Below are 23,517 nucleotides of genomic sequence, written 5' to 3'. Positions count from 1 at the left end.
AGCGTCAGGGATAACGCTGAATACAGGGACCATGAAGGCCCCGCGTCTTGTGTCGTCCCGACGCTTTATCTGCTGAGGAGACGATAATGAGAAAACGACCGAAACACCTGGCCTGCCTGGGTGCAGGCTTCACCAGCGTACTGGCCATGGCCGCCGTGGCGGACAGTCCCGTGTTGTCGCCGCAAATTCCTTTCGATGTCACCGTGGTCGTCCCGCCCACACCCACCCTTGAAAGCCTGCAGCATGATTTCGACCTGTTGTCGTGGAAGACCTTCGTTGCCCTGAACTGGCCGGCCAAGCCTGACGGCACTGCCGACACCCAGGCGCAGATCGGCAAGTCGAACGCAACGACAGTGTGGGAGTCGTGGAAGGAGAGCTACGAGATCTTCCTGCCCAAGGGTCAGAAACCTGTAGGTTGGCACGAAAAGGCGCCCCTGCCCGCAGCCTGCCAGGGCAAAGGCGACCTGCCTGTGCTGCAGCAGATGGGCAAGGTCGCCGGTGTGCTCGATGAGTTCATCCAGCCGTTCAAGACCGGGCCGCTGGTCGACCAGAACGGGCATTACACGCGCAACGCGATCATGGTCAACCAGCCGATGTTCGACGATATCGTCAACAACGGCCTGTACAGCAAGGAGGGTCAGCAAGCGTTCCTGGGCAAGGCCGGGAATCGTATCGCCTTCGCCTGTGGTTCCGAGAAGGACGAGCGGGTTGGCGCGATCATGGTCAAGTCGGCCTGGAAGGTGCTCGACGGGAACGACAACGCCGCAGAATTCCATGCGGTCGATGCGCTGGTGTACACCCCGGGCAATGCCAACCCTGACAAGGGCGACATCGTCGTCGAGTCGTGCAGTGCGCAGAAGGTCGGCCTGGTCGGGTTGCACATCGTGCACAAGACCCAGGACGCCCAGCAGTGGGTGTGGTCGACCTTCGAACACGTGCGCAACGTGCCGGAAAAGACCACGCCCGTGAGCGAGCGCAAGGGGCCGTACCTGTTCTATGACGCCAAGGCCGACCGACCGATCAACGAGCCGCCGGCACAGCCGTGGGATCCGTCGAAGAAGGCCGAGCCGTCGCAGATCGTGCGCGAGATCCCGATCACCGCCGCTGCCCAGGCGCTCAACCAGCAGTGGCGCAGCGCGTTGTCAGGCACGGTCTGGGCCAACTACCAACTGGTGAGCACCCAGTGGCCGACCAAGCCCGCCACGGATCCGAAGTGCCAGGTTCCCGACCCGGTCAACCCCCTGGGCTCCCCGGCGCCAAGCTTCCTGGCCAACGCCACGCTGGAAACCTACAACCAGGGTAGCGTGCCGCAGGCGTCTTCAAGCTGCATGGAGTGCCACAACAACGCGACCACCCGGGTGACCGAATCGCCGCGCACCAGTTTCGCCGACTTCACCTTCCTGCTTGAACGTGCCCAATCCACTGGCGCCAAGGAGTGATGCCATGAACGACCAGAACCTGCAGAACTTCATCGAGCTTTCGGCACTGCTCACCGGCCTGTCGAGCGACCACCTTGCGCCGTCCGACGACCCGGTCAACCTGCCACCGGTCTTTTTCGCCACGGCGCAAGGCGGCATGGGCGCGGCAGCGTTCAGCAACCTGCTGGAGCTGTATGTCAGCCTCAAGGGCCAGCCCGTGGAAAAGATCGCCGCCGCCATACTGGGCAGCCAGGATTCACAGATCGCCCAGGGCGCGCGTTCGATCATGAAGCTCTGGCTGCTGGGCAGTTGGTACCAGCCCTACGACCTGAAGGGCGCGCAGAAGACCAAGGGTGATACCACGGTGGTTTCCGACCAGGCCTACAAGGAAAGCTGGGCGTGGAAGATCGCCCAGGCCCACCCCATGGGTTACAGCCAGTACCACTTCGGCTACTGGGCCGAACAGCCACCAACCCTCGAGCAATTCACCGGTGTCAAAGCCAAGGAAGGGCAGCAGCCATGAGCCTCGTACAAGCCAGGAATATCGAGCAAGCCGATGTGATCGTCGTGGGGGCCGGCATGGCCGGCAGCGTGATGGCCTACCAGTTGGGGCTGGCCGGGCTCAAGGTGCTGGTGCTGGAGTCGGGGCCGGCGATTCCGCCGAACCGCAGCGAGTACCTGGAGCGCTTCTACACCGCAGTGCTCAAATCGCCTGAGTCGCCCTATCCGCCTGAGCAGAGCGAGCAGACCCCGGACAAGCAGTTCGCCCCCCGGGCCACCATCCAGGACCTGATCACCTCCGGTAGCAGCGATCCGCACAAGGAACAGAAAAGCTACCTGGTGCAAAAAGGGCCACTGCTGTTTGCCAGCACCTACGAGCGCGTCGGTGGCGGCACCATGTGGCACTGGATGGGCACCGCTCTGCGTTTGCTGCCCAACGACTTTCGCATGAAGTCGGCCTACGGCGTCGGAGTCGACTGGCCGATCACCTACGCCGACCTGCAGACCGCGTACTGCCGTGCCGAGGAAGAGATGGGCGTGTCTGCCGACGTGGGCGTCCAGTCCTATCTCGGTGTGACCTTCCCCAGGGGATACCAGTACAGCATGCACGGCATCCCACCGTCGCTGGTCGACCAGGGCGTGGCCAAGGCCGTGGACGGCAAGCTCTACAACGGCATCACGCTGAAGGTGCGGCCGACCCCGGCCGGACGCAATTCGCAGAACGACAACGGGCGGCGGGTGTGTGCCGGCAACACCAGCTGTACGCCGATCTGCCCGATCCAGGCCAAGTACGATGCCACCGTGACCATGGCCAAGGCGCTGGCTACCGGCAACGTGCGCATCCTCTACCAGACCGTGGCCAGCAAGGTGCTGGTGAGCGACAAGCAGGTCAGCGGCATCGAGTTCATCCAGTACCAGGCCGATGGCAAGCGCATTGATGGTGTGGCCCAGGGCCAGCGTTACGTGATCGCCGCCCACGCCATTGAAACCCCGAAACTGCTGCTCAACTCGAAGACGGCCGATTGGCCGCATGGCGTTGCCAACAGCAGTCAGCAAGTCGGCTGCGGCCTGTCGGACCATCCGGTGTACCTGGCCTGGGGGCTGATGCCCGAGGGCAAGCCGCTGTTTCCGTTCCGTGGCCCGCTGTCGACCTCAGGCATCGAGGAGATGCGTGATGGCGATTTCCGCAGAAAGCATGCCGCCTGGCGTATAGAAATTGGCAACGAGGGCTGGAACTGGTCGCAGGAGGACCCGTACAAGGCGGTGTGCGACCATATCGACGGCACCAACAAGGGCGGGACCAACCCCAAGGAGTTGGCACTGTCCGGCAAGGCACTGGTGCAGCAGCTCAACAGCGTGCTGACCCGGCAGTTCCGCCTGGGCTTTCTGGTCGAGCAGTTGGAAAAGGACCCAGACAAGGCGCTGTGTCGAGTGAAGGTCAGCGATACCCTCACCGACGGCCTCGGGCTGGCCCGACCGGAGATCGAATATGATTTCTCCGACTACACCAGGGAAGGGTTCAGGCAGGCGCGCCTGGCCGCGACACACATCATCACCGAGCTGATGGGCGCCAGCGAGCTGACCGACTTCCACCCCAAAAAGGAACCTGGACCGCAAACGGTGTTCGACCATGGCAACGAACGCTATGCGTTCTACGGCGCCGGGCACCTGATGGGCACCTACCGCATGGGGAGCGACCCGGGCAAGTCGGTGGTCGACAGGCAGCAGCGCAGTTGGGACCACAACAACCTGTTCCTGGTCGGCGACGGCGTGTTCCCCACCACCGGTACCGCCAACCCGACCCTGACCATCACCGCGCTGACTTTCCAGGCCGCCGATGTGGTAGCCAGCGACCTGCTCGCGCGCACTGTGCAGGTACAGGCCAACCAGGCCTGGCAGGGCACCGGCGTTCAGGTCAATGGCCATAGCTGGCAGTTGGCGGTGTGCAAGGGCGGGCATTGGACCGCCAACCCGGCGACCGGATTCGTCGGCGCGGCAGGTCACCCTGGGCTGATTGCCAAGGATGGCTACACCTTGCCCGGGCAGAACGAAGGTGCGCTGATCGGTCGTATCGGCAGCAACGGCACGCCGTTCCTGGTGGCTGACCAGGTGCAGCTGCCGCGTGGCCAGAAGGGGGAATTGCAGTTGTGCATCAATGACGATCTGCAGGGCCGTTACGGTGTCGGCCTGCGCGACAACCAGGGGAGCTTGAGCGTCGAGGTGCGCTTCGGAGCTTTGTAAGCCGGCCCCTGCGGCAAGGGCACCGGCTCGGCCGGTGTCCTTCGCTCACGCCTCTTCGAAATTCATCTCCGGCGGCTGCTTGCTGAACCCGCCTGTCAGCACTGCAAGGTAGACGATGCCCGCCGCCAGCCAGGCCAGGCCCAGGTAGATGGCCAGGTGATCCAGGCTCACCATCAGCCACAGGTCCGCCGCCAGGCCGATCAGCGGGAACACGAGGAACAGCAGCACCGCACGTGGCCCGCGCTCGCCACGGCCGATCCAGTAGTGGAACACCACCGACAGGTTGACCAGGCTGAAGGCCAGGAAGGCGCCGAAGTTGATGAACGAGGTCGAGGTGGTCACATCCATGTGCAACGCCAGCAGCGCCACCACGCCGCACAGCACGATGCTGCCGACCGGGGTGCCGAAGCGCTCGCTCAGGCGCCCGAAGAACGCCTTGGGCAGCACACCGTCACGCCCCATGGCGAACAGCAGGCGCGAAGCGCTGGCCTGGGCGGACAGCCCCGAGGTGAACTGACCGACGATCAGGCCCACCAGGAACAGGCTGACGAACAGGTCGCCACCGATGTTGCGGGCGATCTCGTAGGCCGCCGAGTCGGCGTTCTCGAACGTGGTCGAAGGATGGGCAAGCTGCACGAAGTAGCTGGCGGCAATGAACAGGAAGCCACCGATCAGGGTGATCAGCAGGATCGCCCGCGGGATGTTCTTGCGCGGCTCGTGGGTTTCCTCGGTCAGCGTGCTCACCGCATCGAAGCCCAGGAACGAATAGCAGGCGATGGCCGCGCCGCTCATGATCAGCGGCAGTTGCACACCTTCCTTGAAGAACGGCTCCAGCGACCACAGCGGCTTGCTCGCATCGCCCAGTACATAGTGGATCGCCAGCACCACGAAGGCGGCCAGCACCAGGAACTGCACCAGCATCAGCGCACCGTTGATGTTCTTCGCCAGGCGCAGGCCGACCACGTTGATCGCCGTGGTCACGCCGATGAACGCCAGCACCCACAGCGCTTGCGGCACGGCGGGGAAGGCCGAGTGCAGGTAGGCCGCACCGATCAGCCAGATGGCCATGGGCAGGAACAGGTAGTCGAGCAGCACGCCCCAGCCCGCCAGGAAGCCGAGCTTGGGACTGATGGACTTGCGCACGTAGGTGTAGGCCGAGCCGGCCACCGGGAAGGCTGCGGCCATTCGCCCGTAGCTCAGGGCGGTGAACAGCATGGCCACGGAAGCGGCGAGATACGCCGACGGAACCACGCCGCCGGTGGTGTCGGCGAGGATACCGAAGGTGCCGAGGACGATGATCGGCGTCATGTAGGCGATGCCGAACAGCACCACCGCGCTGAGCGAAAGGGTTCGCTTGAGTCGGGCCATTACTGCTTACTCCAGATTATGTTTGTTATGCAGAGTCGAAATCGACGCAAAAATGGCATTCCTTGCCTGTGGTGGGTCAGTGCTTTGCAGTCTGCGCTGACCCTCAGGATTCTCGGATTCCCTGCAGGCGCGGCCTTGTGTCGCGAAAGGGGCGCAAGGCCGCGCCTACGGTTCGGTGGTGTCAGCGGTTATCGATGATCAGCTCGCGCAGGCCGTTATCGTGCTCGCGCACCTCACCCGGCAGGACGAAGCGTCGCTCGGCCAGATAGCTGTAGTCGCGACGGGCAACGTCCAGTTGTGTCAGGTCCAGCTCGAGCCCGATCCGGCACTCCTCGCGTCCTGCTTCGCACAGCAGCTGGCCGTAGGGGTCGACCACCGCGCTGCCGCCGGCGAACACCAGGCCGCCGTCGCCGTCGCCGACACGGTTGACCATCACGGCAAACGCCTGGTTTTCCATGGCCCGGCCACTGATCGCGGTGCGGTGGGTCGGCCCGTAGGGGTCCATGTTGCCGTTGGTTACCAGGATCAGCTCGACGCCCAGTTGGCCAAGGGCGCGGGCGCTTTCGGGGAATTCGATGTCGAAGCAGATCAGCAAGCCGACCCGCACCCCCTTGAACAGCGCGGTGGCGTAGCGGTCGCCTGGGGTGAAGATGCCGCGGTCCGACGCCCACAAGTGGGTCTTGCGGTATTTCAGGGCGATGCCTTCAGCGGTGATCAGCAGGGTGGTGTTGTAGAAGCGGCCGTCGTCACCTGCTTCGGCCATGCCGACCACCACGCCGACGTCACGCTCGCGTGCTGCCTGCTGCACGGCGCGCACGCTGGGGCCGTCGAGGGGTTCGGCGAGGTCTGCGATGTTGTCTTCGCTGGGAAAGCCCATCAGTTGGGTTTCAGGGAAGACCACCAGGTCGGTGCCGGCAGGGCAGGCGTGGATTGCCTCCAGGGTGCGGTTCAGGTTGTAGGCGGTGTCACCGTCGCGGCCCACCAGTTGCACGAGTTCGACCTTCATTGCTGTTCTCATAGACCCAATCTTTTATTGAAATGCCCGAGCCCTGGCGGTGACATGACCGCCCGGTGAAAAACGGTCAGAATGCGTATCGGACCGAGGCAAGGCTTTCCCGAGTATGCGTCGGCCATCATACCGGGGGTAATTACGCCCACGTGGTAACCCAACAGGGGTAGAGGCATGAACCTTACGCTGCAGGACCTGGCCTGGCACCGCTCGGTCGGTCACCTGGTCGAGACGCTCGACAAGCCCGGCTTCTGGCTCGCCCTGGTGCGCCTGCTCGACCAGTATGTGCCGTTCGACAGCTGGGTGGCCTTGCTCTTCAGCAATGGTAGACCGCAAGTGTTCGCCGAGTGTCCCGGCGAGGATGGCGGGCCCGACCCGCTGTTCCAGGACTACCTCAAGGGCCTCTACCTGCTGGATCCGTTCTACATCGCCAGCCGCGAGGCACCGGGCAGCGGTCTGTTCCAGCTGGCCGACGTGGCGCCGGAGTGCTTCGAGCAGACCGACTATTACCAGCGCTACTTCCGTCTGAACGTGGTGGCGGATGAAATGCAGTTCAACGTCCAGCTCGATGGCGAGCGCACCCTGTGCCTGTCGTTGGGCACCAAGGGGCGCTTCAGTACCGAGCAGATCACCCTGCTCGACCTGCTGCGGCCCTGGGTGGCCGGGCTGATGCGCCAGCGCATGGCCTTCGAGCGCGAACTGCTGGAGCAGGCCACGCCGCCGGCGCCCCGCTGGCAAAGCCGCCTGGAGGAAACCGTCGAAGCGCTGCAGACACCCCTTACTGCGCGGGAGCTGGAAGTCGGGCGGCTGATGCTCAGCGGCTGCTCGAGCAAGGAGATCGCGCGCAAACTGGTGATATCTGCAGAAACCGTGAAAGTGCACCGCAAGCACATGTACAGCAAATTGGGAATCAAGTCACAGTCCGAGTTGTTTTCGCTGTTTCTGCAGGCACAAAGTTGATTCGCCTCACAAAAGTCATTATTCATCCCGATATACCGCCGCCTTGTAATAATTACCCTGTAGCGCCCGATCACACGAGCGTTGTTGAGTAACGAAACTTCATTTCTGCGCTTTTACAAGCGTCAGAAACAGCGTATTTCCTCCCCTCCGATGACCTCCAGGGCTTCCGGCGTATCCGCTGGAGGCCTTGTGTTTCGTGGTTTGTGGCGGGTGTAAAGGTACTCCCGAGTATTTGTATCAAGAGTTTTCCCAACCTTTCACAACGTTTCACAGCAGTGGCGAAGATTCATTGCCTAACATGGGCCCCGTGTTAGAGAGCGACTGCCTGAATCCCCCGATGTCGCTCTCTTGCACAGACTTCTACTGGCCTCAAGCGGCTGATGAAACCCTATCCTGAAGGAGTATCACCATGAGCAACGTACCTCCAGCAAGCAGCGGCGGCGGCGCAGATGCAGCAATCGCCAAGATGGAAGCCACTTTCAACATGGCTATCGAGAAGTCGGCCCAGATCACCGAGCTGACCACTGCCAAGAAGGCTGAGCTCGACGCCACCAAACAGCGTCCGCAGAACTGACGTTGTGCCTTGCGGGCGGAGGTTGCTCCGCCCGCATGTCTTGCAACGACGCATTTTCCGGCAGTGGCCTGAATGGCCGTTGCCCGTGGTATTCACGGTGGTGCCCCGCCCATGACAGCCCTTACCGCTCTGGCCGCCGTCACCGGTGGCGCGACAGCCTCCAAGCCGGTACTCAGCGTCACCCAGGGTCAGCACCAGGGTGGCCGGATCAGTCTCGACGGTACCCAGTACAGCTTCGGCAGCTCGGCAGATGCCGACTTCATTCTCAACGATCCGGGCATCGCGCCCCGCCACCTGGTGTTGCGCCTGGCCGATGGCAAGGTGGCGGTCGAGGCGGTGGGGGGTGAGGTGCGGGTCGAAGACCCACAGGGCCGGATGATCGTGATTCCGGCCGGCAGCGGCTACCGTGGCCAGCTTCCCCTGCGTATCGCCCTGGGCGAGGCGCAACTGAGCCTGGAGCACGACCAGCCCGCGCGCGCGGCGGCCCCCGCTGCGGCGCCTGTCGCCACCTCGGCCTTTACCCGTACCCACGTCGCGCTGGCGCTGGGCCTGATGCTGATCTGCGCCTTCGCCTATGCCATGCGCAGCGAGCCTCCCAGGCCCCAGGTGGCCAGCGTGACCCCCGTCCCGCGCGCGCCGCAGGCACCTTCGCTGGTCCAGGCCCATGACTGGCTGCAGCAGCAGTTGCACGGCAACGGCCTGGATGCCGTCAGGCTCAGCGAGGCCGGTGGCCAGCTGGTCGCCGAAGGCCGCCTGGACCTGACCCGGAAATCGCGCTGGCTGGCCGTGCGCCAGGACTTCGACCAGCGCTACGGCCAGCAGGTGGTGCTGCACAGCACCGTCACCGCACAGGCCGACGTCGCCCGCCCGCGCGTGCGCTTCCAGGCGGTGTGGTTCGGCAACAACCCCTACGTGATCAGCGAAAGCGGCAAGCGCCTCTACCCCGGCGCAGCCCTGGCCGACGGCTGGATGCTGGAGCGTATCGACAGCGACCAGGTGATCCTGGCCCGGGGTGAAGAACGCTTCACCCTGACCTTATAGGACCGAGCATGAGGATCGAACCACGGCCGCTGTTGCCGTCTTCCACCGAAAAGACCCCCACCGTCGAGGCCGTACGCCCGCTGCAGGCGCGCCCCAATGCGCGCTTCGATGCGCTGCTGGGCAAGCGCGAGGTCGCCGGGCGCCGCTCGCTGCGCGCCGAGCTGGAGCAGGCCTGCGCGGGCGAGGAGATCAACCCGGAACTGTTCAGCGGCACCCGTGCGCTGGACCTGTTGCAATACCTGCTGGACGAGGTCATGCCATCGCTGGATGCCGAACCCGGGATCCGCGACCTGGCCGAAGACCTGCTCCGTGAGGAGATCCACCTGCGCCAGTCCCTGGAGCAGCAACGCGCCGAGGTTCAGGAGCCATGATGTCCCGCGAACGCCACGACAGCATCGAACTGCTCAAGGGCCTGGGCGATCTCTATCGCCGCAGTGGCCAGCCCCAGCGTGCACTGGTGATGCTGCTGATCGCCGCGCAGATGGCCCCGCAGGACGGCACGCTGCTGCGCCACCTGGCCATGGCCTTCACCGACAGCGGCGATGCCAGTCGTGCCCTGAACGCCCTCGACCGCCTCACCGAGCAGGAGGGCGAGTCCCCCGGGCTATTGCTGCTGCGCAGCCACGCGCTGTGGCGTGGCGGCCGCAAGGATGAGGCGCGCCAGTGCTTCAAGCGTTACCTCAGCGCCCGCAGGGCCGCCCGATGAGCCCGCTCGATCGCCTCAACGGCCTGGCGCGGGCAGCCTCGCAGCGCACCGACGTGATCATCGTGTCGTTCATGCTGATGGCCATCGCGATGATGATCATCCCGCTGCCGACCTATCTGGTCGACGGCCTGATCGGCCTGAACATCGCCCTGAGCATGCTGATCCTGATCGTCGCCTTCTACATCAACCACTCGGTTGAATTCTCGGCGCTGCCGCCGCTGATCCTGCTGAGCACGCTGTTCCGCCTGTCGCTGTCGATCACCACCACCCGTCTGATCCTGCTGCATGGCGACGCCGGGCATATCGTCCAGGCCTTCGGTGACTTCGTCATCGCCGGCCAGGTGGTGGTCGGCCTGGTGGTGTTCCTGATCATCACCGTGGCGCAGTTCGTGGTCATCACCAAGGGTGCCGAGCGGGTCGCCGAGGTGGCGGCGCGCTTCACCCTCGATGCGATGCCTGGCAAACAGATGAGCATCGACAACGACCTGCGCAACGGCGACATCGACCAGGCCGAAGCCCGCCGGCGCCGCTCGCGCCTGGAACGTGAAAGCCAGATGTTCGGCGCCATGGACGGGGCGATGAAATTCGTCAAGGGCGATGCCATCGCGGGCCTGGTGATCCTTGCGGTGAACCTGCTCGGTGGCATGCTGATCGGCATGGTCGAGCGCGACATGCCGTTCGGCACCGCCGTGCACACCTATTCGCTGCTGACCGTCGGCGACGGCCTGATCGCGCAGATTCCGGCGCTGCTGATCTCGGTGGCGGCGGGTACCGTGGTGACCCGGGTCAACAGCGACGGCGCCAGCGGCGACCTGGGCACGGAAATCATTCGCCAGTTGGGCGCCAGCCACCGTGCGCTGTTCCTCACTGCATTGATCCTGCTGGGCATCGGCCTGCTGCCGGGCTTCCCGGCAGCGGTGTTCTTCGTGCTGTCGGCCGTGCTCGGCGGTGCGGCGTTCTACCTCAAGCGTCGCCAGGCGGCCGAGCAGGTGCAGCCAGAGCCGGAGTTGGTGGACGACGACGAACCCCAGGCGCCGGTGATCGAGTCCAGCGCGCCGCTGAGCAAGCCGCTCAACTGCCGCATTCTGCTGGTCATGGGGCCGGGCCTGGCGGCCAGTGCCCCTGAACAGCCGCTGCGCCAGCGTTTCGAGGCGCTGTGCCACGAGATTCGCGGCGAGCTGGGCATCGATGTGCCGCTGGCTGCGGTGCACGTGGACGCCAAGAGCGCCGCCCAGCGCTTCGTCATCGAGCTCGAGGGCGTGCCGGTCAGCGAAGGCGAGTTGCCTGCCGATTGCCTGCTGCTGCGTGACGATCCGGTCAATGCACAGTTGCTGGACATTGCACTGATCGAGGCCGACTCGCCCCTGGCCGCGCGCACTGCCTACTGGATCGGCCGCCAGCACCAGGAGCGCCTGGAGCAGGCTGGCGTCGGCTTCATGCTGCCCGAGGAAGTCTTGCGCGCCGCGGTCGAGCGCACCCTGCGCCGCTATGCGGCAGATTTCCTCGGGATCCAGGAGACCCGCGCGCTGCTGGAAAGCATCGAGGGCAGCTACGGCGAGCTGATCAAGGAAGTGCTGCGCAACCTGTCGCTGCAGCGCATGGCCGAAGCCTTGCGCTACCTGGTCGGCGAGGGCGTGTCGATCCGCAACCAGCGCGCCCTGCTCGAAGCCATGGTCGATTGGGGCGGGCGCGATGCCGATGCCTCGCACCTGGCCGAGCACCTGCGCGCCGCCCTGGCCCGGCAGATCAGCCACCAGTATGCCGACCGCAACCGGGTGATCAGCGCGCTGGTGCTGGCGCCGGCGCTGGAGCAGCAACTGCGCGCCGGCATGCGTCGCCAGGACGGTGGCCGCGAAGCGATTCCCGAGCAGGTCAGCCGCGCCCTGATGCTGCAATTGCGCCAGGCCTGCGAGCGCCTGCCCGAAGACCGCACCAGCGTGCTGCTGGTACACCCCGAACTGCGTCGCCACCTGCGCCGCCTGGTGCTGCGCGGCGACATGGAACTGGCGGTGCTGTCGTTCCGCGAGCTGGCCGGTGAATACAACCTGCAGGCCGTGGGCACCCTCGAACTTGGCGACACCTCTCAACGCCGCTCCACCAGCGGTGCCTCGGCAACCTCTCTGGCGAATGCTCCATGATCGGCTCTTCTCGCATTGGCGCTGTGTTCCATTACCGTGTGTGGCTCGGCCTGGCCGGCCTGCTGTTGTCGTTGCTGGCCTCTGCCGACGAGATTGCGCTCGGCAGCCATGGCCGCCTGGACCTGGCCTCGGGCGAGGGCAGGGTGCTGCACTTCAAGGCGCCGGTGGCCTCGGTGCTGGTGGCCGAACCCGGGATCGCCGACCTGCAGGTGGTGTCCGACGGGGTGATCTACGTGTTCGGCAAGGCGCCGGGGCAGACCAGCCTGATCGCCCTGGACGATGCCGGCAAGCAACTGGCGGCGCTGAGCCTGTCGGTGAACAACGCCACCCAGGGCGTCAGCCGGCCGCTGCAGGAACTGCACCCGGCCAGCGGCGCCCAGGTCAGCGCCGTGGGCAACCAGGTGGTGGCCAAGGGGTTGCTCGGAGATGTCGGCGAAGCCAGTGATCTCAACGCCCTGCTCGACAACCAGAGCCAGGTGCCGGCGGTCAATGCGGCGACCTACGCAGGTTCCGCCCAGGTCAACATCCGGGTGCGCTTCGCCGAAGTGTCGCGCTCGGAACTGCTGCGCTACGGGGTGAGCTGGAACGCGCTGTTCAACAACGGCACCTTCTCGTTCGGCCTCATCACCGGTGGGCGCCTGGCGGCCGATGCGGCCAGCGGCGCCTCGAACATCATCGGCGCCGGGCTCAGCTCGGGCAACGTCAACATCGATTCGATGCTCGAAGCCCTGCAGAGCAATGGTGTGCTGCAGATCCTGGCCGAGCCGAACATCACCGCCATGACCGGCCAGACCGCAAGCTTCCTGGCCGGTGGCGAGATCCCCGTGCCGGTGCCGGTCAACCGTGACCTGGTGGGCATCGAGTACAAGCCCTTCGGTGTTTCGCTGCTGTTCAGCCCGACGCTGCTGCCCAACGGCCACATCGCCCTGCAGGTGCGCCCCGAGGTCAGCAGCCTGATGGGCTCGGACACCACCGAGGTCAACGGCTACCGCGTGCCGTCGTTCCGCGTGCGGCGCGCCGATACCCGGGTCGAGGTGGGCAGCGGCCAGACCTTCGCCATCGCCGGCCTGTTCCAGCGCGAGAGCAGCCAGGACATGGACAAGGTGCCGATGCTGGGTGACATGCCGGTGCTGGGCAACCTGTTCCGCTCCAAGCGCTTCCAGCGCAACGAGACGGAGCTGGTGATCCTGATCACGCCATACCTGGTGCAGCCGACCCGCGAACGCGACCTGGCCACCCCCCTCGACGCCCTGCCGGGCCCTGCGACCGCCTCGGCGGGCCCGCGCAGTGGCAGCAAGTTCGGCTTCTACATGAACTGACCGGGAGCGACCATGAAACCGATGTTTTCGCAGGCGATGATCCGCGTTCCCACAACGCTGTGCTGGCTGTTGCCGCTGGCGCTGCTGGCTGGCTGCCAGACGCACCTGGAGCCGGTGTCCTATTCACCTGATTTCCAACACAAGACACTGGCCGATGGCAGCACCGCGATCCTGCCGGTGGAGTGCCTGAAACCGGCGAGCAAGGACGATTTCGGCCTCGACGAGGACTTCGTGCCGTTGCTGCCACCGGGCTGCGCCAACAACCTCACGCTGATGCGCATGGTCGAGCAGCCGGACGACCTGGCCCAGGGCCGTCCGACCGGGCCGACCATGGCCGCCCCGGTGGGCCGTGCTGCGCAGGTCTACATCGAGGGTTACGACCGCGCCGAGTTGCGTCGGCGCCAGGATGAACAGCAAGCGCGCGCCGATCGCCAGGAGAAGCAATGAAACGCGCGCATGTGCAGGTGCTAGCGACCGTCCACCAGGCCCAGTTCGCGGGCCTGGGCCTGGGCATCCGGGATCGCCTTGATGCGCCGGGCTTCGTTGAGCAGCGCCTGGCGTTCGCTGGCGGAGAGATCGTCCAGGGGCAGGCCGGCGACGTCCTGCTCGCGACCGGCCAGTACGGTGACCAGCAGTTCGTTGCGCTGGTGCCGGGGCAGGGCGCGCGGCGACTGCCCCACACTGCGCACGGTGTCCAGGGCCCGCTGCGCCTGGCCACCGAGGGCGTAGGCCAGGGCCAGGTTGCAGCGGCTGTCGAGGTCGTCCGGTGCCAGCGCCAGGCCCTTGGCGAAGGCGCCCTGGGCCGCCACTGCCTGGCCGCGCAGGATCTGCGCGATGCCCAGGCGGTTCCAGGCGTCGGCGCGGTTGCCACGCTCGGCCGCCTGGCTCAGAGAATTCACCGCACGTTCGAGCTTGCCCTGGCGCAACTGCGCACTGCCCAGGCCAGTCAGGGCGTCGAGGTTGTCGGGTTGCAGCTCCAGGGCCTGTTGGTACGCCCGCTCGGCCGCGCGTGCATCGCCGGCGGCCAGCGTGGTGTCGCCCAGCTTCAGCCAGGCCTCTGGATGACGGCCCGGTTGCTGTGCGGCGTTCTGGTAGAGCGCCGCGGCCGAGGCGGCGTCGCCGCGCTGTTGCAGCTCGCCGGCCAGGTGCATGAGGCGCTCGTAGCCATCATCGGCGCCGTGCGGCTGGCTGGTGCAGGCGCCGAGCAAGGTGCTGGCGATCAGAAGCAGGGTGGATGGCAAACGCTGGGGCATGGGCAGGACTCGAGCGGACGACTGAAGGGCCATTCTAACGACTTGATGTGTGAATTCGACTGCGCTTCATACGATTTCACAACCGTGACCCTCGCCAGGGAGGCTGTTGCCCATGCGTAACCTGTTCTGGCTCACCGGCCTGCTGCTGGTCGTGCTGTCGCTGCCGGCGCGCAGTGACGACAGCGAACCGACCTGGTTCGCCCAACCCTACGCCTATGCCCTGGTCGACCAGGACCTGCGCGGCGCGCTGAGCGAGTTCGGGCAGAACATGGAACTGGTCGTGGTGGTGTCCGACAAGGTCCGCGGCAAGGCCCGCAGCCCGCTGCGCAGCAGCACCGCCGGAGACTTCCTCACCCAGCTGTGCGACAGCAACGCGCTGGGCTGGTACTTCGACGGCAGCGTGCTCTACATCAACAGCAACGACGAGGTCGCCACGCGCCTGTTCCGTCGCCAGCCGGGCCTGGACCTGGAGCAACTGCGCGACTACCTGCAGAGCCTCGACGTGCATGGCCGCCAACTGTCGATGCGCCCCGGTGCCGAGCGCGACGAACTGCTGGTGTCCGGCCCGCCCGCCTACCTGAACATGATCCAGCAGCATCTCGACAACCGACCCCAGGCCGTCGCCACATCCGCCCCCTCGCGGGGGATCCGGGTGTTCCGCGGCGCCAACGTCAGCGATCACTGAAAACCCACCCAGGAGAAGCCCCATGGCCGTTACCCCGATCGAGACCCCCGGCAGCACCCCGAGCAGCTCCGAAGCACGCTTCGACGCCGCACTCGACAAGTCCCAGGACGCCGCTGACGATCCGAGCTTCCAGGAAGCGCTGGTGAACCAGGCCGTACTGATCGGCGGGCAGTTCATCATCATGCCCAAGGCTCAGGAAATGCTGAACGAAGCCCAGTCTTCGGACGACGACGAGTAAACGGCCATGACAGCCAGTCTCGCGACTACGGCGGCATTGCCGCCGTCAGGAGGACAAGGGGGGCCGGGTGCCTCCCAGAACCTCTTCGAAAACATGGCCAGCAACGCCAAGGGCATGCCCGAAGGTGCCAGCCCGCACCAGATCGGCGAAAGCCTGATGCAGCGCCTGGACGGCTTCATCGACCGCTCGCGGACCTTCAGTGCCCGCGCCGAGTCGCTCAGTCACGCCAGCCCGGCGATGCCCTCGTCGAGCCCGGCGCCCGGCCCGTCGCCCTTCGTTGCCAGCGCCACCGAGGGCGCGCCCAAGGTCGGCGATACCCAGGTCGCCAACATCGTCCAGTCGCTTGGACGGATGTTCGACTACTCCATCGAAACCCAGATGGTGGTGCGCGGTGCGACCCAGGTTTCCGGCTCCGCCAACACTTTGCTCAAAGGACAATGAATCGATGACCCGTCGTTGGCGAGCCCTGCGTGTGCTGATCGTCGTCGCCCTGGCCAGCCTGTTGCAGGCCTGCGACATGGACCTGTACAGCAACCTCAGCGAGCGCGAGGCCAATGCCATGCTCGCGGTGTTGCTGCGCGACGGTATTCCAGCCTCGCGCAAGGTCCAGGACAACGGCCAGATGAAGATCGTGGTGGACGAGCGCCGCTTTGCCGACGCCATGGCCCGTCTCGACGAAGCCGGCCTGCCGGGGCAGTCGTTCTCCAACCTGGGCGAAGTGTTCAAGAGCAATGGCCTGGTGTCGTCGCCGGTGCAGGAGCGCGCGCAGATGGTCTACGCCCTGAGCGAAGAACTGTCGCACAGCGTGTCGCAGATCGATGGCATCGTCTCGGCGCGGGTGCACGTGGTGCTGCCGGACAACGACCTGCTCAAGCGGGTCATCTCACCTTCGTCGGCTTCGGTGCTGGTGCGCTATGACGCCAACACCGACATCAACCCGCTGATCCCGCAGATCAAGACCCTGGTCGCCAATGGTATTTCCGGGCTCGGTTATGACGGCGTATCGGTGACCGCGATCAAGGCCGCCGCGCCCAGCAGCGAGGCCGATGGCCAGCCGCGCCTGGCCAGCTTCATGGGCCTGTGGATGCTTGAGCAGGACGTGGCCCGCGCGCGCCTGCTGCTTGGCGGCAGCCTGCTGCTGGCGCTGGCCCTGGCCGGATTCGTCGGCTGGCGGTACTGGCAGCAGCGCCGGGGTCGTGCGCTGTACAGCCTGTCGGAGGCGCCATGAGCTTGATGTCGCAATGGCAGGCCCTGCTGCTGCAGCCGCTGGCTTTCATCGACCGGCGCCATCTGCGCCGCTGCTTTGCCGAAAACGTGGCCGGGGCGCAGATCCAGGCACTGATCGAGTCGCCGCGTTTCCAGCCGCGCCTGCAGGCACTGATGATGGCGCATTTCCAGTTGCAACCGCTGGAGCAGGTGCCGCAGCCGATCGAACAGGACTTGCCGGTACTGCTGCTGGCGCCGGAGGCGTTCGCCCGCCTGCCGCGCCTGTGCGGCGCGATCTGGCATGGCGCGACCCTGGGCCGGGAGATCCGCCGCGAGGTGGTCGAGCACCTGCGCCAGGGGCTCGGGCACGAGGTGTTCGGCCTGGCCATCGCCCACCGACAATGGGGCGGGGCGATGGACCTGTTGCGCCAGCCCGACGACCTGCTGGCCGCCATCGACCACGACGGTGCGCGCTGTGTACAGGCCTGGCTCGACGAGCAGCCCGCCGACCTGCGTGACTGGTTGCAATTGCGCCTGCCGATGCCGGTGGCCGAAGGTTCTTCGTCGCTGGCCGACCCCGGTATCGTGCGTCGGGTCGCGGCCTTGCTGATGCCTGTCGGCGAGCGCGGGGAGGTGGTGCGATGAGTCAGCTCCCCAGCCGTCCGGCGGCGCGCATCCTGCGCGCTGCCGAAGTCCAGGCCTGGACCGATGGCCGCGATTACCTGCAGGCCGCCCGTGACGAGGCCGAGCGCATCCGCGAAGGCAGCACGCGCTGGCTGGAGCAGGCCCGCGCCGAAGGTTTCGAACTGGGCCGCAGCAAAGGCGCCGAGGCGGTCAGCGAACTGCTGGCCGACACCGCCGCCAGGGTCGAGAGCTACCTGGCCGGGCTGGAAAGCAGCCTGGCCGACCTGGCCCTGGGCATCGCCCGCGAAGTACTGGAAAGCCTGGGTGATGCCGAGCGCATTGTCCTGTGCACGCGCAAGGCGCTGGTTGCGTTTCGCCAGGACCAGGCGCTGACCCTGTTCGTTCCGCGCCTGGAAGTCGAGGCGGTACGTCGGCGCATGCACGCTGAAACCGACGGCCTGGCTGCCATTGCCGTGGAGTCCGACGACCAGCTGCAGGCGGGCCAGGCGCGCCTGAGCAGCCCGGTCGGTTCGGTGGAGCTGGGGCTCGATGCCCAGTTGCAGGCCCTGCGCCGCAGCCTGTTGCCATTCGCCGAGGTGACGCCGTGAGCCTGGAACCGCTGCTGCCGCGCTTGCAGGCGCGCCTGGGCGATGCCCGGCCCCGGCCGATGAAGGGCACCATCCGCAGTATTCGCGGCGTGCTGCTGCGCGCCAGTGTCGCCGGGGTGCGCATCGGCGAGCTGTGCCGCCTGCACGATCCCTCCAGTGGCCGCGCCCTGGCGGCAGAGGTCATTGGTTTCGATGGCGACGAGGCGATCCTCTCGCCGATCGGCTCGCTCGAAGGCTTGTCGACCCGCACCGAGATCACCGCCACCGGCGAGGCGCTGGGGGTGAGTGTCGGTGACGGTCAGCTGGGGCGGGTGATCAGCCCCATGGGCGATTATCTCGATGGTGATCGCCAGCCGCCGCTGGGGCCGATGCGTCGTTACCCGCTGCAGGCCGAGCCGCCCGAGCCCTTTGCCCGGCAGGTGATCGTCGAACCGCTGTCGGTGGGCGTGCGTGCCATCGACGGGTTGCTCACCCTCGGCCGTGGCCAGCGCATGGGCCTGTTCGGCGAGCCGGGCGTGGGCAAGTCGTCGCTGCTGGCCAGCATGGTGCGCAACACCGATGCCGACGTGGTGGTGATCGGCCTGATCGGCGAGCGTGGCCGCGAGGTGCGCGAGCTGCTCGACGTGCAGCTCGATGCCCAGGCCCGTGCGCGTACCGTGGCGGTGGTCGCCACCTCCGACCGGCCCGCCGCCGAACGTGCCCGTGCGGCCTACGTGGCCACGGTGCTGGCCGAGTATCACCGCGACCAGGGGCGCAACGTGCTGCTGTTGATGGACAGCCTGACCCGCTTTGCCCGTGCCCAGCGCGAGATCGGCCTGGCGGTCGGCGAACCACCGACCCGGCGCGGTTACCCGCCGTCGTTCTTCTCGGCCCTGCCGCGCCTGCTCGAGCGCGCCGGCCCCGCCGCCTGCGGCAGCATCACCGCGCTGTACACGGTGCTCACAGAGGGCGATGCGGCCACCGACCCGGTCGCCGAGGAATCGCGCTCGATCCTCGACGGTCATGTGGTGCTCAGCGCCGAGCTGGCCCAGCGCAACCATTTCCCCGCCATCGACGTGCTGCGCAGCCGCAGCCGTCTGATGGAACAGGTCGCCAGCCCCGAGCAACGTCAGCTGGCCATGCGCATGCGCGAGCTGATGGCGCGGCGCAACGACATCGAGATGCTGATCCGCATCGGCGAATACGCCGCCGGCAGCGACCCACTGGCAGACGAAGCCATCGCCCGCCACGCCGCTATCGAAGCTTTCCTGCGCCAGTCGGCCGGCGAGCCGAGCGGTGCCCGACAAACCCTGGATCACATGCGCAAGGTGCTGGCATGAACGAGGTGCGCCCATGAAGAGTCACGAACTGAAAAGCCTGCAGACCCTGCGTCAATTGCGCGAACAACGGGCGTCCGCGCAGTTGGCCGCGCAGCGTCAGGTCTGCCGCGAAACCCACGCCGCCCTCGACGACGCCCGTCAGCGGCTGTGCCTGGCGCGGGAAACCTCCGCGCTCGAGGCGGAAAAACTCTACGGCCGCTTCAGTGAGGGGCTGTCGGTCAAGGCCTGGCTGGCGGCCCAGGTGCACCTGTCGGAGCTGGAAGAAGAACAGGAGACGCTGCTCGGCAACCTGGACGAAGCCCACCACTACCACCAGCAGCAGGAGCTGACCCAGGAGAGCCTGCGTCAGGCCCACGTCGCCCGCCAGCGCCAGGCCGATGCCTGGGAGTCGCTGGTCGAGGACCATGCAGTGGGCCAGCGCCGCGCCGGTGAAGCGCAGGACGAGGGCGAAGACCTGTTCGCGCCGCTGCTGGACCTCACGCCTTGACCCTCCAGGCCACCGGGGTGCCCGCCGACGCGCTGGCCTTCGAGCACAGCCTGGAGCGCCTCGACCCGCAGTGGCTGGCGCTGCACCAGCGCCTGCAGCGTCCGCGCCAACCCTGGCAGGGGCAACTGGGCGAGCAGGCGTTGAGTGTCGCCTGGCAGGCGCAGCCGATGCCGGAGGACGAGCCGCTGTTGGTGCTGTGGCTGTCGCTGGGCGACTCGCCGGTACAGCTGCGCCTGCCGACCCGTGCCCTCGACCTGCTGGGGCTCCCTGAAGAACTCGCGTTGCCGGGCCTGCCCGCGGCGCTGTTGCTCGAGCAGGCGCTGCTGACGGTGATCGCGCCGCTGGAGCAGTTGCTCGGGCAGCCGATCCGCGTGCTCGACCGCTCGCTGGAGCAGCGCGTCGAGCTGGCGCCGCTGGGCCTGGACCTGGACGTGCGCCTGGACGAAGCAGCGCTGGCGGTGCAATTGCGCAGCGACGCGGCGACCTGGGCCGAGATCGCGGCGCTGCTGGAGCGTCATGTCGCGCCCCTGCCGCAAGACCTCGGTGCCCTGGCACTGACGCTGGATGTCGATGCCGGCGAGGCCTGGCTCAGCCTGTCCGAACTGCGCAGCCTGCTGCCGGGCGACGTAGTCATGCTCGACCCCTGGCCTGACGATCATCTGCGCCTGCACCTGGACCACCAGTGGCAGGCCCGTGTGCAGCGCGACGAACGACGCCTGCAACTCATCGAACCCCCTATTACCGCGCAGGCCTTGAAGGAGCGACACATGAGCGAACAGGGCACCGGGCCGAGCCTGGACAGCAGCCTTGACGAGCTGCAACTGAAACTGGTCTGCCAGGTCGGCAGCGTCGAGCTGAGCCTGGCGCAACTGCGCGAGCTCGGTGTGGGCAGCGTGCTGGAGCTGGCCCCACGCATGCACGAAGGCGTGGACCTGATGATCAACGGCCGCCGCGTCGGCCAGGGGCAACTGGTGAAGATCGGTGACGGCCTGGGCGTGCGCCTGCTGAGCTTTGCCGCATCATGAGTGGCTACCAGCCGAACCTGATCGAGATCATCCTGGTCGTCGCCTCCATCGGCCTGATTCCGCTGGCGGTGGTGACCCTGACCGGGTTCCTGAAGATCTCCGTGGTGCTGTTCCTGATCCGCAACGCTCTGGGTGTGCAGCAGACCCCGCCGAACCTGGTGCTCTATGGCATCGCGCTGATCCTGTCGGTGTACGTCACCACGCCGGTGATCGGCGACATGTACCGGGCGGCGCAGAGCCATGGCCTGCAACTGGAGAACGCCGAGCAGCTCAAGGAGCTGGGCGAGGCGATCCGGCCGCCGTTGCAGGCGCACCTGTCGCGCTTCGCCAACGAGAGCGAGCGCGGCTTCTTCGTCCAGGCCACACAGAACTTGTGGTCCGAGCAGGCCCGTGCCGAGTTGCGCGACGACGACCTGGTGGTGTTGATCCCGGCGTTCGTCAGCTCCGAGCTGACACGGGCCTTCGAGATCGGCTTCCTGTTGTACATCCCGTTCCTGGTGGTCGACTTGCTGGTGTCCAACGTGCTGATGGCGATGGGCATGTCGATGGTATCGCCGACACTGATCTCGATACCGCTGAAACTCTTCCTGTTCGTGGCGTTGAGCGGCTGGTCGCGCTTGATGCATGGCCTGATTCTGAGCTACGGGAGCTGAACCGATGGGACAGGACGTTTTCCTTTCGTTGATGAAACAGGCACTGATGACGGTGCTGCTGCTGTCGGCACCGGCGCTCGGGGTGGCGATCATCGTCGGCCTCAGCGTCGGTCTGTTGCAGGCGCTGACGCAGATCCAGGACCAGACCCTGCCGCAGGTGGTCAAGCTGGTGGCGGTGCTGCTGGTGATCGTCTTCGTCGGCCCGCTGCTGGCCGGGCAGGTGATGGGCCTGGGCAACCAGGTGCTGGACAACTTCGCGCTGTGGACGCGCTGAGCGGGCATGGACGCGGGTTTCGTCAATGCCTTCCTGGAGATCGCCTACCCGGTGATCAGTTCGGCTGCGCTGTCCACCGCCCGCGCCATGGGCGTGGTGGTGATCACCCCGGCCTTCAACCGCCTGGGCCTGACCGGGATTATCCGCACCTGCGCGGCGGTGGCGATCTCGGTGCCGATGTTCCTGCCGGTGTTCTCCGCCTTCACTGCCACACCCGAGCTGGGTGGCTTCTGGCTGGCAGGGCTGCTGATCAAGGAGTTCCTGGTCGGGCTGGTGATCGGGCTGCTGTTCGGCATTCCGTTCTGGGCTGCGGAAGTGGCGGGTGAGCTGATCGACCTGCAGCGCGGCTCGACCATGGCGCAACTGGTCGACCCGCTGTCCTCGGGTGAGTCCGGGGTGATGGCCACGCTGCTGACAGTGATGCTGATCGCGCTGTACTTCATGTCCGGCGGATTCATCCTCATGGTCGATGGCTACCTGCACAGCTATCAGCTATGGCCGGTGACCCAGTTCACCCCGCTGTTCGCCAGCTCTGCGCTGACGGCGGTGCTGGCGATCCTCGACCAGGTGATGCGCATCGGTGTACTGATGGTATCGCCGCTGCTGATCTCGCTGCTGATCACCGACCTGATGCTCGCCTACCTCTCGCGCATGGCGCCGAGCCTGCACATCTTCGATTTGTCGTTGCCGGTGAAGAACCTGTTCTTCACGCTGCTGATGGTGGTCTACATCGGCTTCCTGGTGCCGTTGATGCTCGATCAGCTCGCCGAGTTCCGGGGCACCGTGGGTGTGCTGCAGAGCCTGGTGGAGGGCGGCGATGGCTGACACCAGCGAAGAGAAGTCGCAGCCGGCTACGGACAAGAAACTCAAGGATGCGCGCAAGAAGGGCCAGGTCGCCAAGAGCCAGGACCTGGTGTCCGGCGTGGTGATTCTGCTCTGCACATTGTGCATCGCCATCCTCGCACCGCGGGCCAAGGCCCAGGTCACGGCGCTGGTGGACCTGACGGCGCAGATCTACATCGAGCCCTTCGCCACGGTGTGGCCACGCCTGCTCGACACCGCCGAGCAACTGCTGATCGGCATCACCCTGCCGGTGGTGGCAGTGACGGTGACGGCGGTGGTGCTGACCAACCTGGTGACCATGCGCGGGGTGGTGTTCTCGGTCGAGCCGCTCAAGCCGGACTTCAAGCGCATCAACCCTGCCGAGGGCTTCAAGCGCATCTTCGCCATGCGCAACGTGGTGGAGTTTCTCAAGGGCCTGGTCAAGGTGCACTTGCTGGGGCTGGCGTTCTATGTGGTCGGGCGCAATGCCCTGCAGGCGCTGATGGAGTCGTCGCGCTGCGGGCCTGAGTGCCTGCAGTCGACCTTCTTCCTGGTGCTCAAGCCGTTGGTGTTCACCGTGCTGGCAGCGTTTCTGGTGCTGGGGGCGGCGGATGTGCTGATGCAGCGCTGGTTGTTCGGTCGTGACATGCGCATGACCCGTAGCGAGCAGAAGCGTGAGCGCAAGGATATCGACGGCGACCCGCTGATCAAGCGCGAGCTGCGCCGCCAGCGCCAGGAGATGCAGGCCATGGCGACCAAGCTGGGGCTGGGGCGGGCGTCGTTGATGGTGGGTGTGGCCGGTGGCTGGGTGGTGGGTTTGCGCTATGTGCGCGGCGAAACCCCGGTGCCGGTGGTGGTGTGCCAGGCCGAGCCTGAAGACAGCGCGCGGATGCTGGCCGAGGCAGCACAGCTGGGCATTGCCCATGCCATGGATGCGCGCCTGGCGGCCGAGCTTGCCCGGCGCACCGTGGCAGGCGATCCGGTGCCGGACAACACCTTCCAGGCGGTGGCGGACCTGCTGGTGGCGGCGCGGTTGATCTAAACCCCC

General features: G+C 66.3%; 27 protein-coding genes. 24 read left to right on the top strand and 3 right to left on the bottom strand.

Annotated elements, in window-relative coordinates:
• Nucleotides 1–86: 86 nt before the first annotated feature.
• Genes AC1TXO_RS20040 through AC1TXO_RS20030 form a run of 3 tightly spaced genes read left to right on the top strand, consistent with a single transcriptional unit; the run spans nucleotide 87 to nucleotide 4,160 of the window.
• Nucleotides 87–1,439, top strand: a complete 1,353-nt coding sequence (locus AC1TXO_RS20040; protein ID WP_486403346.1) for a cytochrome C — start codon at nucleotides 87–89, stop codon at nucleotides 1,437–1,439.
• Nucleotides 1,440–1,443: 4 nt separating this feature from the next.
• Nucleotides 1,444–1,941: a sorbitol dehydrogenase gene (locus tag AC1TXO_RS20035; protein WP_486403345.1), complete on the top strand. Its 498-nt coding sequence runs from the start codon at nucleotides 1,444–1,446 to the stop codon at nucleotides 1,939–1,941.
• Entirely contained in the window at nucleotides 1,938–4,160 is a 2,223-nt protein-coding gene (locus tag AC1TXO_RS20030) for a GMC family oxidoreductase (protein ID WP_486403344.1), read from the top strand. The genes AC1TXO_RS20035 and AC1TXO_RS20030 overlap by 4 nt, the downstream gene beginning before the upstream one ends.
• Nucleotides 4,161–4,205: 45 nt before the next feature.
• On the opposite strand, the gene AC1TXO_RS20025 is transcribed toward AC1TXO_RS20030, so the two are convergent.
• Both AC1TXO_RS20025 and AC1TXO_RS20020 read right to left on the bottom strand, forming a co-directional pair.
• Nucleotides 4,206–5,528 carry an APC family permease gene (locus AC1TXO_RS20025; RefSeq protein ID WP_486403343.1) on the bottom strand — a complete coding sequence of 441 codons (1,323 nt, stop codon included), beginning with the start codon at nucleotides 5,526–5,528 and terminating at the stop codon, nucleotides 4,206–4,208.
• A gap of 181 nt (nucleotides 5,529–5,709) precedes the next feature.
• Nucleotides 5,710–6,534 (bottom strand): carbon-nitrogen hydrolase family protein, encoded by an 825-nt coding sequence (locus AC1TXO_RS20020; RefSeq protein WP_486403342.1) that lies wholly within the window; start codon nucleotides 6,532–6,534, stop codon nucleotides 5,710–5,712.
• A 177-nt stretch (nucleotides 6,535–6,711) separates the two neighbouring features.
• Between AC1TXO_RS20020 and AC1TXO_RS20015 the strand changes: the two genes are divergently transcribed.
• From AC1TXO_RS20015 to AC1TXO_RS19980, 8 genes are all read left to right on the top strand, one after another.
• Nucleotides 6,712–7,497 (top strand): helix-turn-helix transcriptional regulator, encoded by a 786-nt coding sequence (locus AC1TXO_RS20015; protein ID WP_486403341.1) that lies wholly within the window; start codon nucleotides 6,712–6,714, stop codon nucleotides 7,495–7,497.
• A 409-nt stretch (nucleotides 7,498–7,906) separates the two neighbouring features.
• Complete coding sequence (locus AC1TXO_RS20010; protein ID WP_172964786.1) at nucleotides 7,907–8,071, top strand: hypothetical protein; 165 nt, start codon at nucleotides 7,907–7,909, stop codon at nucleotides 8,069–8,071.
• Nucleotides 8,072–8,182: 111 nt separating this feature from the next.
• On the top strand, nucleotides 8,183–9,112 hold the full coding sequence (locus tag AC1TXO_RS20005) for a SctD/MshK family protein (RefSeq protein ID WP_486403340.1): 930 nt from the start codon (nucleotides 8,183–8,185) through the stop codon (nucleotides 9,110–9,112).
• Nucleotides 9,113–9,120: 8 nt separating this feature from the next.
• A complete protein-coding gene (locus tag AC1TXO_RS20000; protein WP_486403339.1) occupies nucleotides 9,121–9,483 on the top strand; it encodes a hypothetical protein in 363 nt (120 codons plus the stop codon).
• Complete coding sequence (gene sctY, locus AC1TXO_RS19995) at nucleotides 9,483–9,818, top strand: type III secretion apparatus assembly chaperone SctY (protein WP_486403338.1); 336 nt, start codon at nucleotides 9,483–9,485, stop codon at nucleotides 9,816–9,818. The genes AC1TXO_RS20000 and sctY overlap by 1 nt, the downstream gene beginning before the upstream one ends.
• Nucleotides 9,815–11,956, top strand: coding sequence for a type III secretion system export apparatus subunit SctV (gene sctV, locus AC1TXO_RS19990; protein ID WP_486403337.1), 2,142 nt, complete (start codon nucleotides 9,815–9,817; stop codon nucleotides 11,954–11,956). The genes sctY and sctV overlap by 4 nt, the downstream gene beginning before the upstream one ends.
• A 14-nt stretch (nucleotides 11,957–11,970) precedes the next feature.
• The gene (locus tag AC1TXO_RS19985; protein WP_486406873.1) at nucleotides 11,971–13,275 is read left to right on the top strand and encodes a type II and III secretion system protein family protein; all 1,305 of its coding nucleotides are present in this window, start codon (nucleotides 11,971–11,973) and stop codon (nucleotides 13,273–13,275) included.
• 21 nt (nucleotides 13,276–13,296) lie between these two features.
• Nucleotides 13,297–13,722, top strand: a complete 426-nt coding sequence (locus AC1TXO_RS19980; protein ID WP_486406872.1) for a hypothetical protein — start codon at nucleotides 13,297–13,299, stop codon at nucleotides 13,720–13,722.
• 20 nt (nucleotides 13,723–13,742) lie between these two features.
• Here the strand turns inward: AC1TXO_RS19980 and AC1TXO_RS19975 are convergent, their stop codons facing one another.
• A complete protein-coding gene (locus tag AC1TXO_RS19975) occupies nucleotides 13,743–14,528 on the bottom strand; it encodes a tetratricopeptide repeat protein (protein ID WP_486403336.1) in 786 nt (261 codons plus the stop codon).
• 112 nt (nucleotides 14,529–14,640) lie between these two features.
• Between AC1TXO_RS19975 and AC1TXO_RS19970 the strand changes: the two genes are divergently transcribed.
• The 13 genes from AC1TXO_RS19970 (at nucleotide 14,641) to AC1TXO_RS19910 (ending at nucleotide 23,511) form a co-directional block, all read left to right on the top strand.
• On the top strand, nucleotides 14,641–15,213 hold the full coding sequence (locus AC1TXO_RS19970) for a type III secretion protein (protein ID WP_486403335.1): 573 nt from the start codon (nucleotides 14,641–14,643) through the stop codon (nucleotides 15,211–15,213).
• 22 nt (nucleotides 15,214–15,235) lie between these two features.
• The gene (locus AC1TXO_RS19965; protein WP_486403334.1) at nucleotides 15,236–15,451 is read left to right on the top strand and encodes a hypothetical protein; all 216 of its coding nucleotides are present in this window, start codon (nucleotides 15,236–15,238) and stop codon (nucleotides 15,449–15,451) included.
• Between the two features lie 93 nt (nucleotides 15,452–15,544).
• On the top strand, nucleotides 15,545–15,892 hold the full coding sequence (locus AC1TXO_RS19960; protein ID WP_486403333.1) for a hypothetical protein: 348 nt from the start codon (nucleotides 15,545–15,547) through the stop codon (nucleotides 15,890–15,892).
• Nucleotides 15,893–15,896: 4 nt separating this feature from the next.
• On the top strand, nucleotides 15,897–16,679 hold the full coding sequence (gene sctJ / locus AC1TXO_RS19955; RefSeq protein ID WP_486403332.1) for a type III secretion system inner membrane ring lipoprotein SctJ: 783 nt from the start codon (nucleotides 15,897–15,899) through the stop codon (nucleotides 16,677–16,679).
• Nucleotides 16,676–17,302 (top strand): type III secretion protein, encoded by a 627-nt coding sequence (locus AC1TXO_RS19950; RefSeq protein WP_486403331.1) that lies wholly within the window; start codon nucleotides 16,676–16,678, stop codon nucleotides 17,300–17,302. The genes sctJ and AC1TXO_RS19950 overlap by 4 nt, the downstream gene beginning before the upstream one ends.
• Complete coding sequence (locus tag AC1TXO_RS19945) at nucleotides 17,299–17,889, top strand: FliH/SctL family protein (protein WP_486403330.1); 591 nt, start codon at nucleotides 17,299–17,301, stop codon at nucleotides 17,887–17,889. Before AC1TXO_RS19950 ends, AC1TXO_RS19945 begins: the two co-directional genes overlap by 4 nt.
• Before the next feature lie 59 nt (nucleotides 17,890–17,948).
• Nucleotides 17,949–19,208, top strand: a complete 1,260-nt coding sequence (locus AC1TXO_RS19940; RefSeq protein WP_486406871.1) for a FliI/YscN family ATPase — start codon at nucleotides 17,949–17,951, stop codon at nucleotides 19,206–19,208.
• A gap of 13 nt (nucleotides 19,209–19,221) precedes the next feature.
• A complete protein-coding gene (locus tag AC1TXO_RS19935; protein ID WP_486403329.1) occupies nucleotides 19,222–19,695 on the top strand; it encodes a hypothetical protein in 474 nt (157 codons plus the stop codon).
• On the top strand, nucleotides 19,692–20,720 hold the full coding sequence (gene sctQ, locus AC1TXO_RS19930; protein WP_486403328.1) for a type III secretion system cytoplasmic ring protein SctQ: 1,029 nt from the start codon (nucleotides 19,692–19,694) through the stop codon (nucleotides 20,718–20,720). The genes AC1TXO_RS19935 and sctQ overlap by 4 nt, the downstream gene beginning before the upstream one ends.
• Nucleotides 20,717–21,373, top strand: coding sequence for a type III secretion system export apparatus subunit SctR (gene sctR, locus AC1TXO_RS19925; RefSeq protein ID WP_486403327.1), 657 nt, complete (start codon nucleotides 20,717–20,719; stop codon nucleotides 21,371–21,373). Before sctQ ends, sctR begins: the two co-directional genes overlap by 4 nt.
• 4 nt (nucleotides 21,374–21,377) lie before the next feature.
• Nucleotides 21,378–21,647 (top strand): EscS/YscS/HrcS family type III secretion system export apparatus protein, encoded by a 270-nt coding sequence (locus tag AC1TXO_RS19920; RefSeq protein ID WP_486403326.1) that lies wholly within the window; start codon nucleotides 21,378–21,380, stop codon nucleotides 21,645–21,647.
• Between the two features lie 6 nt (nucleotides 21,648–21,653).
• Nucleotides 21,654–22,472, top strand: a complete 819-nt coding sequence (gene sctT / locus AC1TXO_RS19915) for a type III secretion system export apparatus subunit SctT (RefSeq protein ID WP_486403325.1) — start codon at nucleotides 21,654–21,656, stop codon at nucleotides 22,470–22,472.
• Nucleotides 22,465–23,511, top strand: a complete 1,047-nt coding sequence (locus tag AC1TXO_RS19910) for an EscU/YscU/HrcU family type III secretion system export apparatus switch protein (protein ID WP_486403324.1) — start codon at nucleotides 22,465–22,467, stop codon at nucleotides 23,509–23,511. Before sctT ends, AC1TXO_RS19910 begins: the two co-directional genes overlap by 8 nt.
• Nucleotides 23,512–23,517: the final 6 nt, after the last annotated feature.

This window comes from Pseudomonas sp. FA117, from assembly GCF_057370475.1.
The sequence above is the reverse complement of the archived record's forward strand: the minus strand, read 5'-3'. Positions and strand labels throughout refer to the sequence as shown.

What these genes read in the sequence shown, in the direction of transcription:
- AC1TXO_RS20010 (WP_172964786.1), top strand. Translation starts at nt 7,907, where the DNA reads ATGAGCAACGTACCTCCAGCAAGCAGCGGCGGCGGCGCAGATGCAGCA.
- AC1TXO_RS19935 (WP_486403329.1), top strand. Translation starts at nt 19,222, where the DNA reads ATGAAGAGTCACGAACTGAAAAGCCTGCAGACCCTGCGTCAATTGCGC.
- AC1TXO_RS19960 (WP_486403333.1), top strand. Translation starts at nt 15,545, where the DNA reads ATGGCCAGCAACGCCAAGGGCATGCCCGAAGGTGCCAGCCCGCACCAG.
- sctR (WP_486403327.1), top strand. Translation starts at nt 20,717, where the DNA reads ATGAGTGGCTACCAGCCGAACCTGATCGAGATCATCCTGGTCGTCGCC.
- AC1TXO_RS19965 (WP_486403334.1), top strand. Translation starts at nt 15,236, where the DNA reads ATGGCCGTTACCCCGATCGAGACCCCCGGCAGCACCCCGAGCAGCTCC.
- AC1TXO_RS19945 (WP_486403330.1), top strand. Translation starts at nt 17,299, where the DNA reads ATGAGTCAGCTCCCCAGCCGTCCGGCGGCGCGCATCCTGCGCGCTGCC.
- AC1TXO_RS20020 (WP_486403342.1), bottom strand. Translation starts at nt 6,534, where the DNA reads ATGAAGGTCGAACTCGTGCAACTGGTGGGCCGCGACGGTGACACCGCC.
- AC1TXO_RS20005 (WP_486403340.1), top strand. Translation starts at nt 8,183, where the DNA reads ATGACAGCCCTTACCGCTCTGGCCGCCGTCACCGGTGGCGCGACAGCC.
- AC1TXO_RS19950 (WP_486403331.1), top strand. Translation starts at nt 16,676, where the DNA reads ATGAGCTTGATGTCGCAATGGCAGGCCCTGCTGCTGCAGCCGCTGGCT.
- AC1TXO_RS19975 (WP_486403336.1), bottom strand. Translation starts at nt 14,528, where the DNA reads ATGCCCCAGCGTTTGCCATCCACCCTGCTTCTGATCGCCAGCACCTTG.
- sctY (WP_486403338.1), top strand. Translation starts at nt 9,483, where the DNA reads ATGTCCCGCGAACGCCACGACAGCATCGAACTGCTCAAGGGCCTGGGC.
- AC1TXO_RS19920 (WP_486403326.1), top strand. Translation starts at nt 21,378, where the DNA reads ATGGGACAGGACGTTTTCCTTTCGTTGATGAAACAGGCACTGATGACG.
- sctV (WP_486403337.1), top strand. Translation starts at nt 9,815, where the DNA reads ATGAGCCCGCTCGATCGCCTCAACGGCCTGGCGCGGGCAGCCTCGCAG.
- AC1TXO_RS19980 (WP_486406872.1), top strand. Translation starts at nt 13,297, where the DNA reads ATGTTTTCGCAGGCGATGATCCGCGTTCCCACAACGCTGTGCTGGCTG.
- AC1TXO_RS19910 (WP_486403324.1), top strand. Translation starts at nt 22,465, where the DNA reads ATGGCTGACACCAGCGAAGAGAAGTCGCAGCCGGCTACGGACAAGAAA.
- sctT (WP_486403325.1), top strand. Translation starts at nt 21,654, where the DNA reads ATGGACGCGGGTTTCGTCAATGCCTTCCTGGAGATCGCCTACCCGGTG.
- sctJ (WP_486403332.1), top strand. Translation starts at nt 15,897, where the DNA reads ATGACCCGTCGTTGGCGAGCCCTGCGTGTGCTGATCGTCGTCGCCCTG.
- AC1TXO_RS19970 (WP_486403335.1), top strand. Translation starts at nt 14,641, where the DNA reads ATGCGTAACCTGTTCTGGCTCACCGGCCTGCTGCTGGTCGTGCTGTCG.
- AC1TXO_RS20030 (WP_486403344.1), top strand. Translation starts at nt 1,938, where the DNA reads ATGAGCCTCGTACAAGCCAGGAATATCGAGCAAGCCGATGTGATCGTC.
- AC1TXO_RS20000 (WP_486403339.1), top strand. Translation starts at nt 9,121, where the DNA reads ATGAGGATCGAACCACGGCCGCTGTTGCCGTCTTCCACCGAAAAGACC.
- AC1TXO_RS20015 (WP_486403341.1), top strand. Translation starts at nt 6,712, where the DNA reads ATGAACCTTACGCTGCAGGACCTGGCCTGGCACCGCTCGGTCGGTCAC.
- AC1TXO_RS20025 (WP_486403343.1), bottom strand. Translation starts at nt 5,528, where the DNA reads ATGGCCCGACTCAAGCGAACCCTTTCGCTCAGCGCGGTGGTGCTGTTC.
- AC1TXO_RS20040 (WP_486403346.1), top strand. Translation starts at nt 87, where the DNA reads ATGAGAAAACGACCGAAACACCTGGCCTGCCTGGGTGCAGGCTTCACC.
- AC1TXO_RS20035 (WP_486403345.1), top strand. Translation starts at nt 1,444, where the DNA reads ATGAACGACCAGAACCTGCAGAACTTCATCGAGCTTTCGGCACTGCTC.
- AC1TXO_RS19940 (WP_486406871.1), top strand. Translation starts at nt 17,949, where the DNA reads ATGAAGGGCACCATCCGCAGTATTCGCGGCGTGCTGCTGCGCGCCAGT.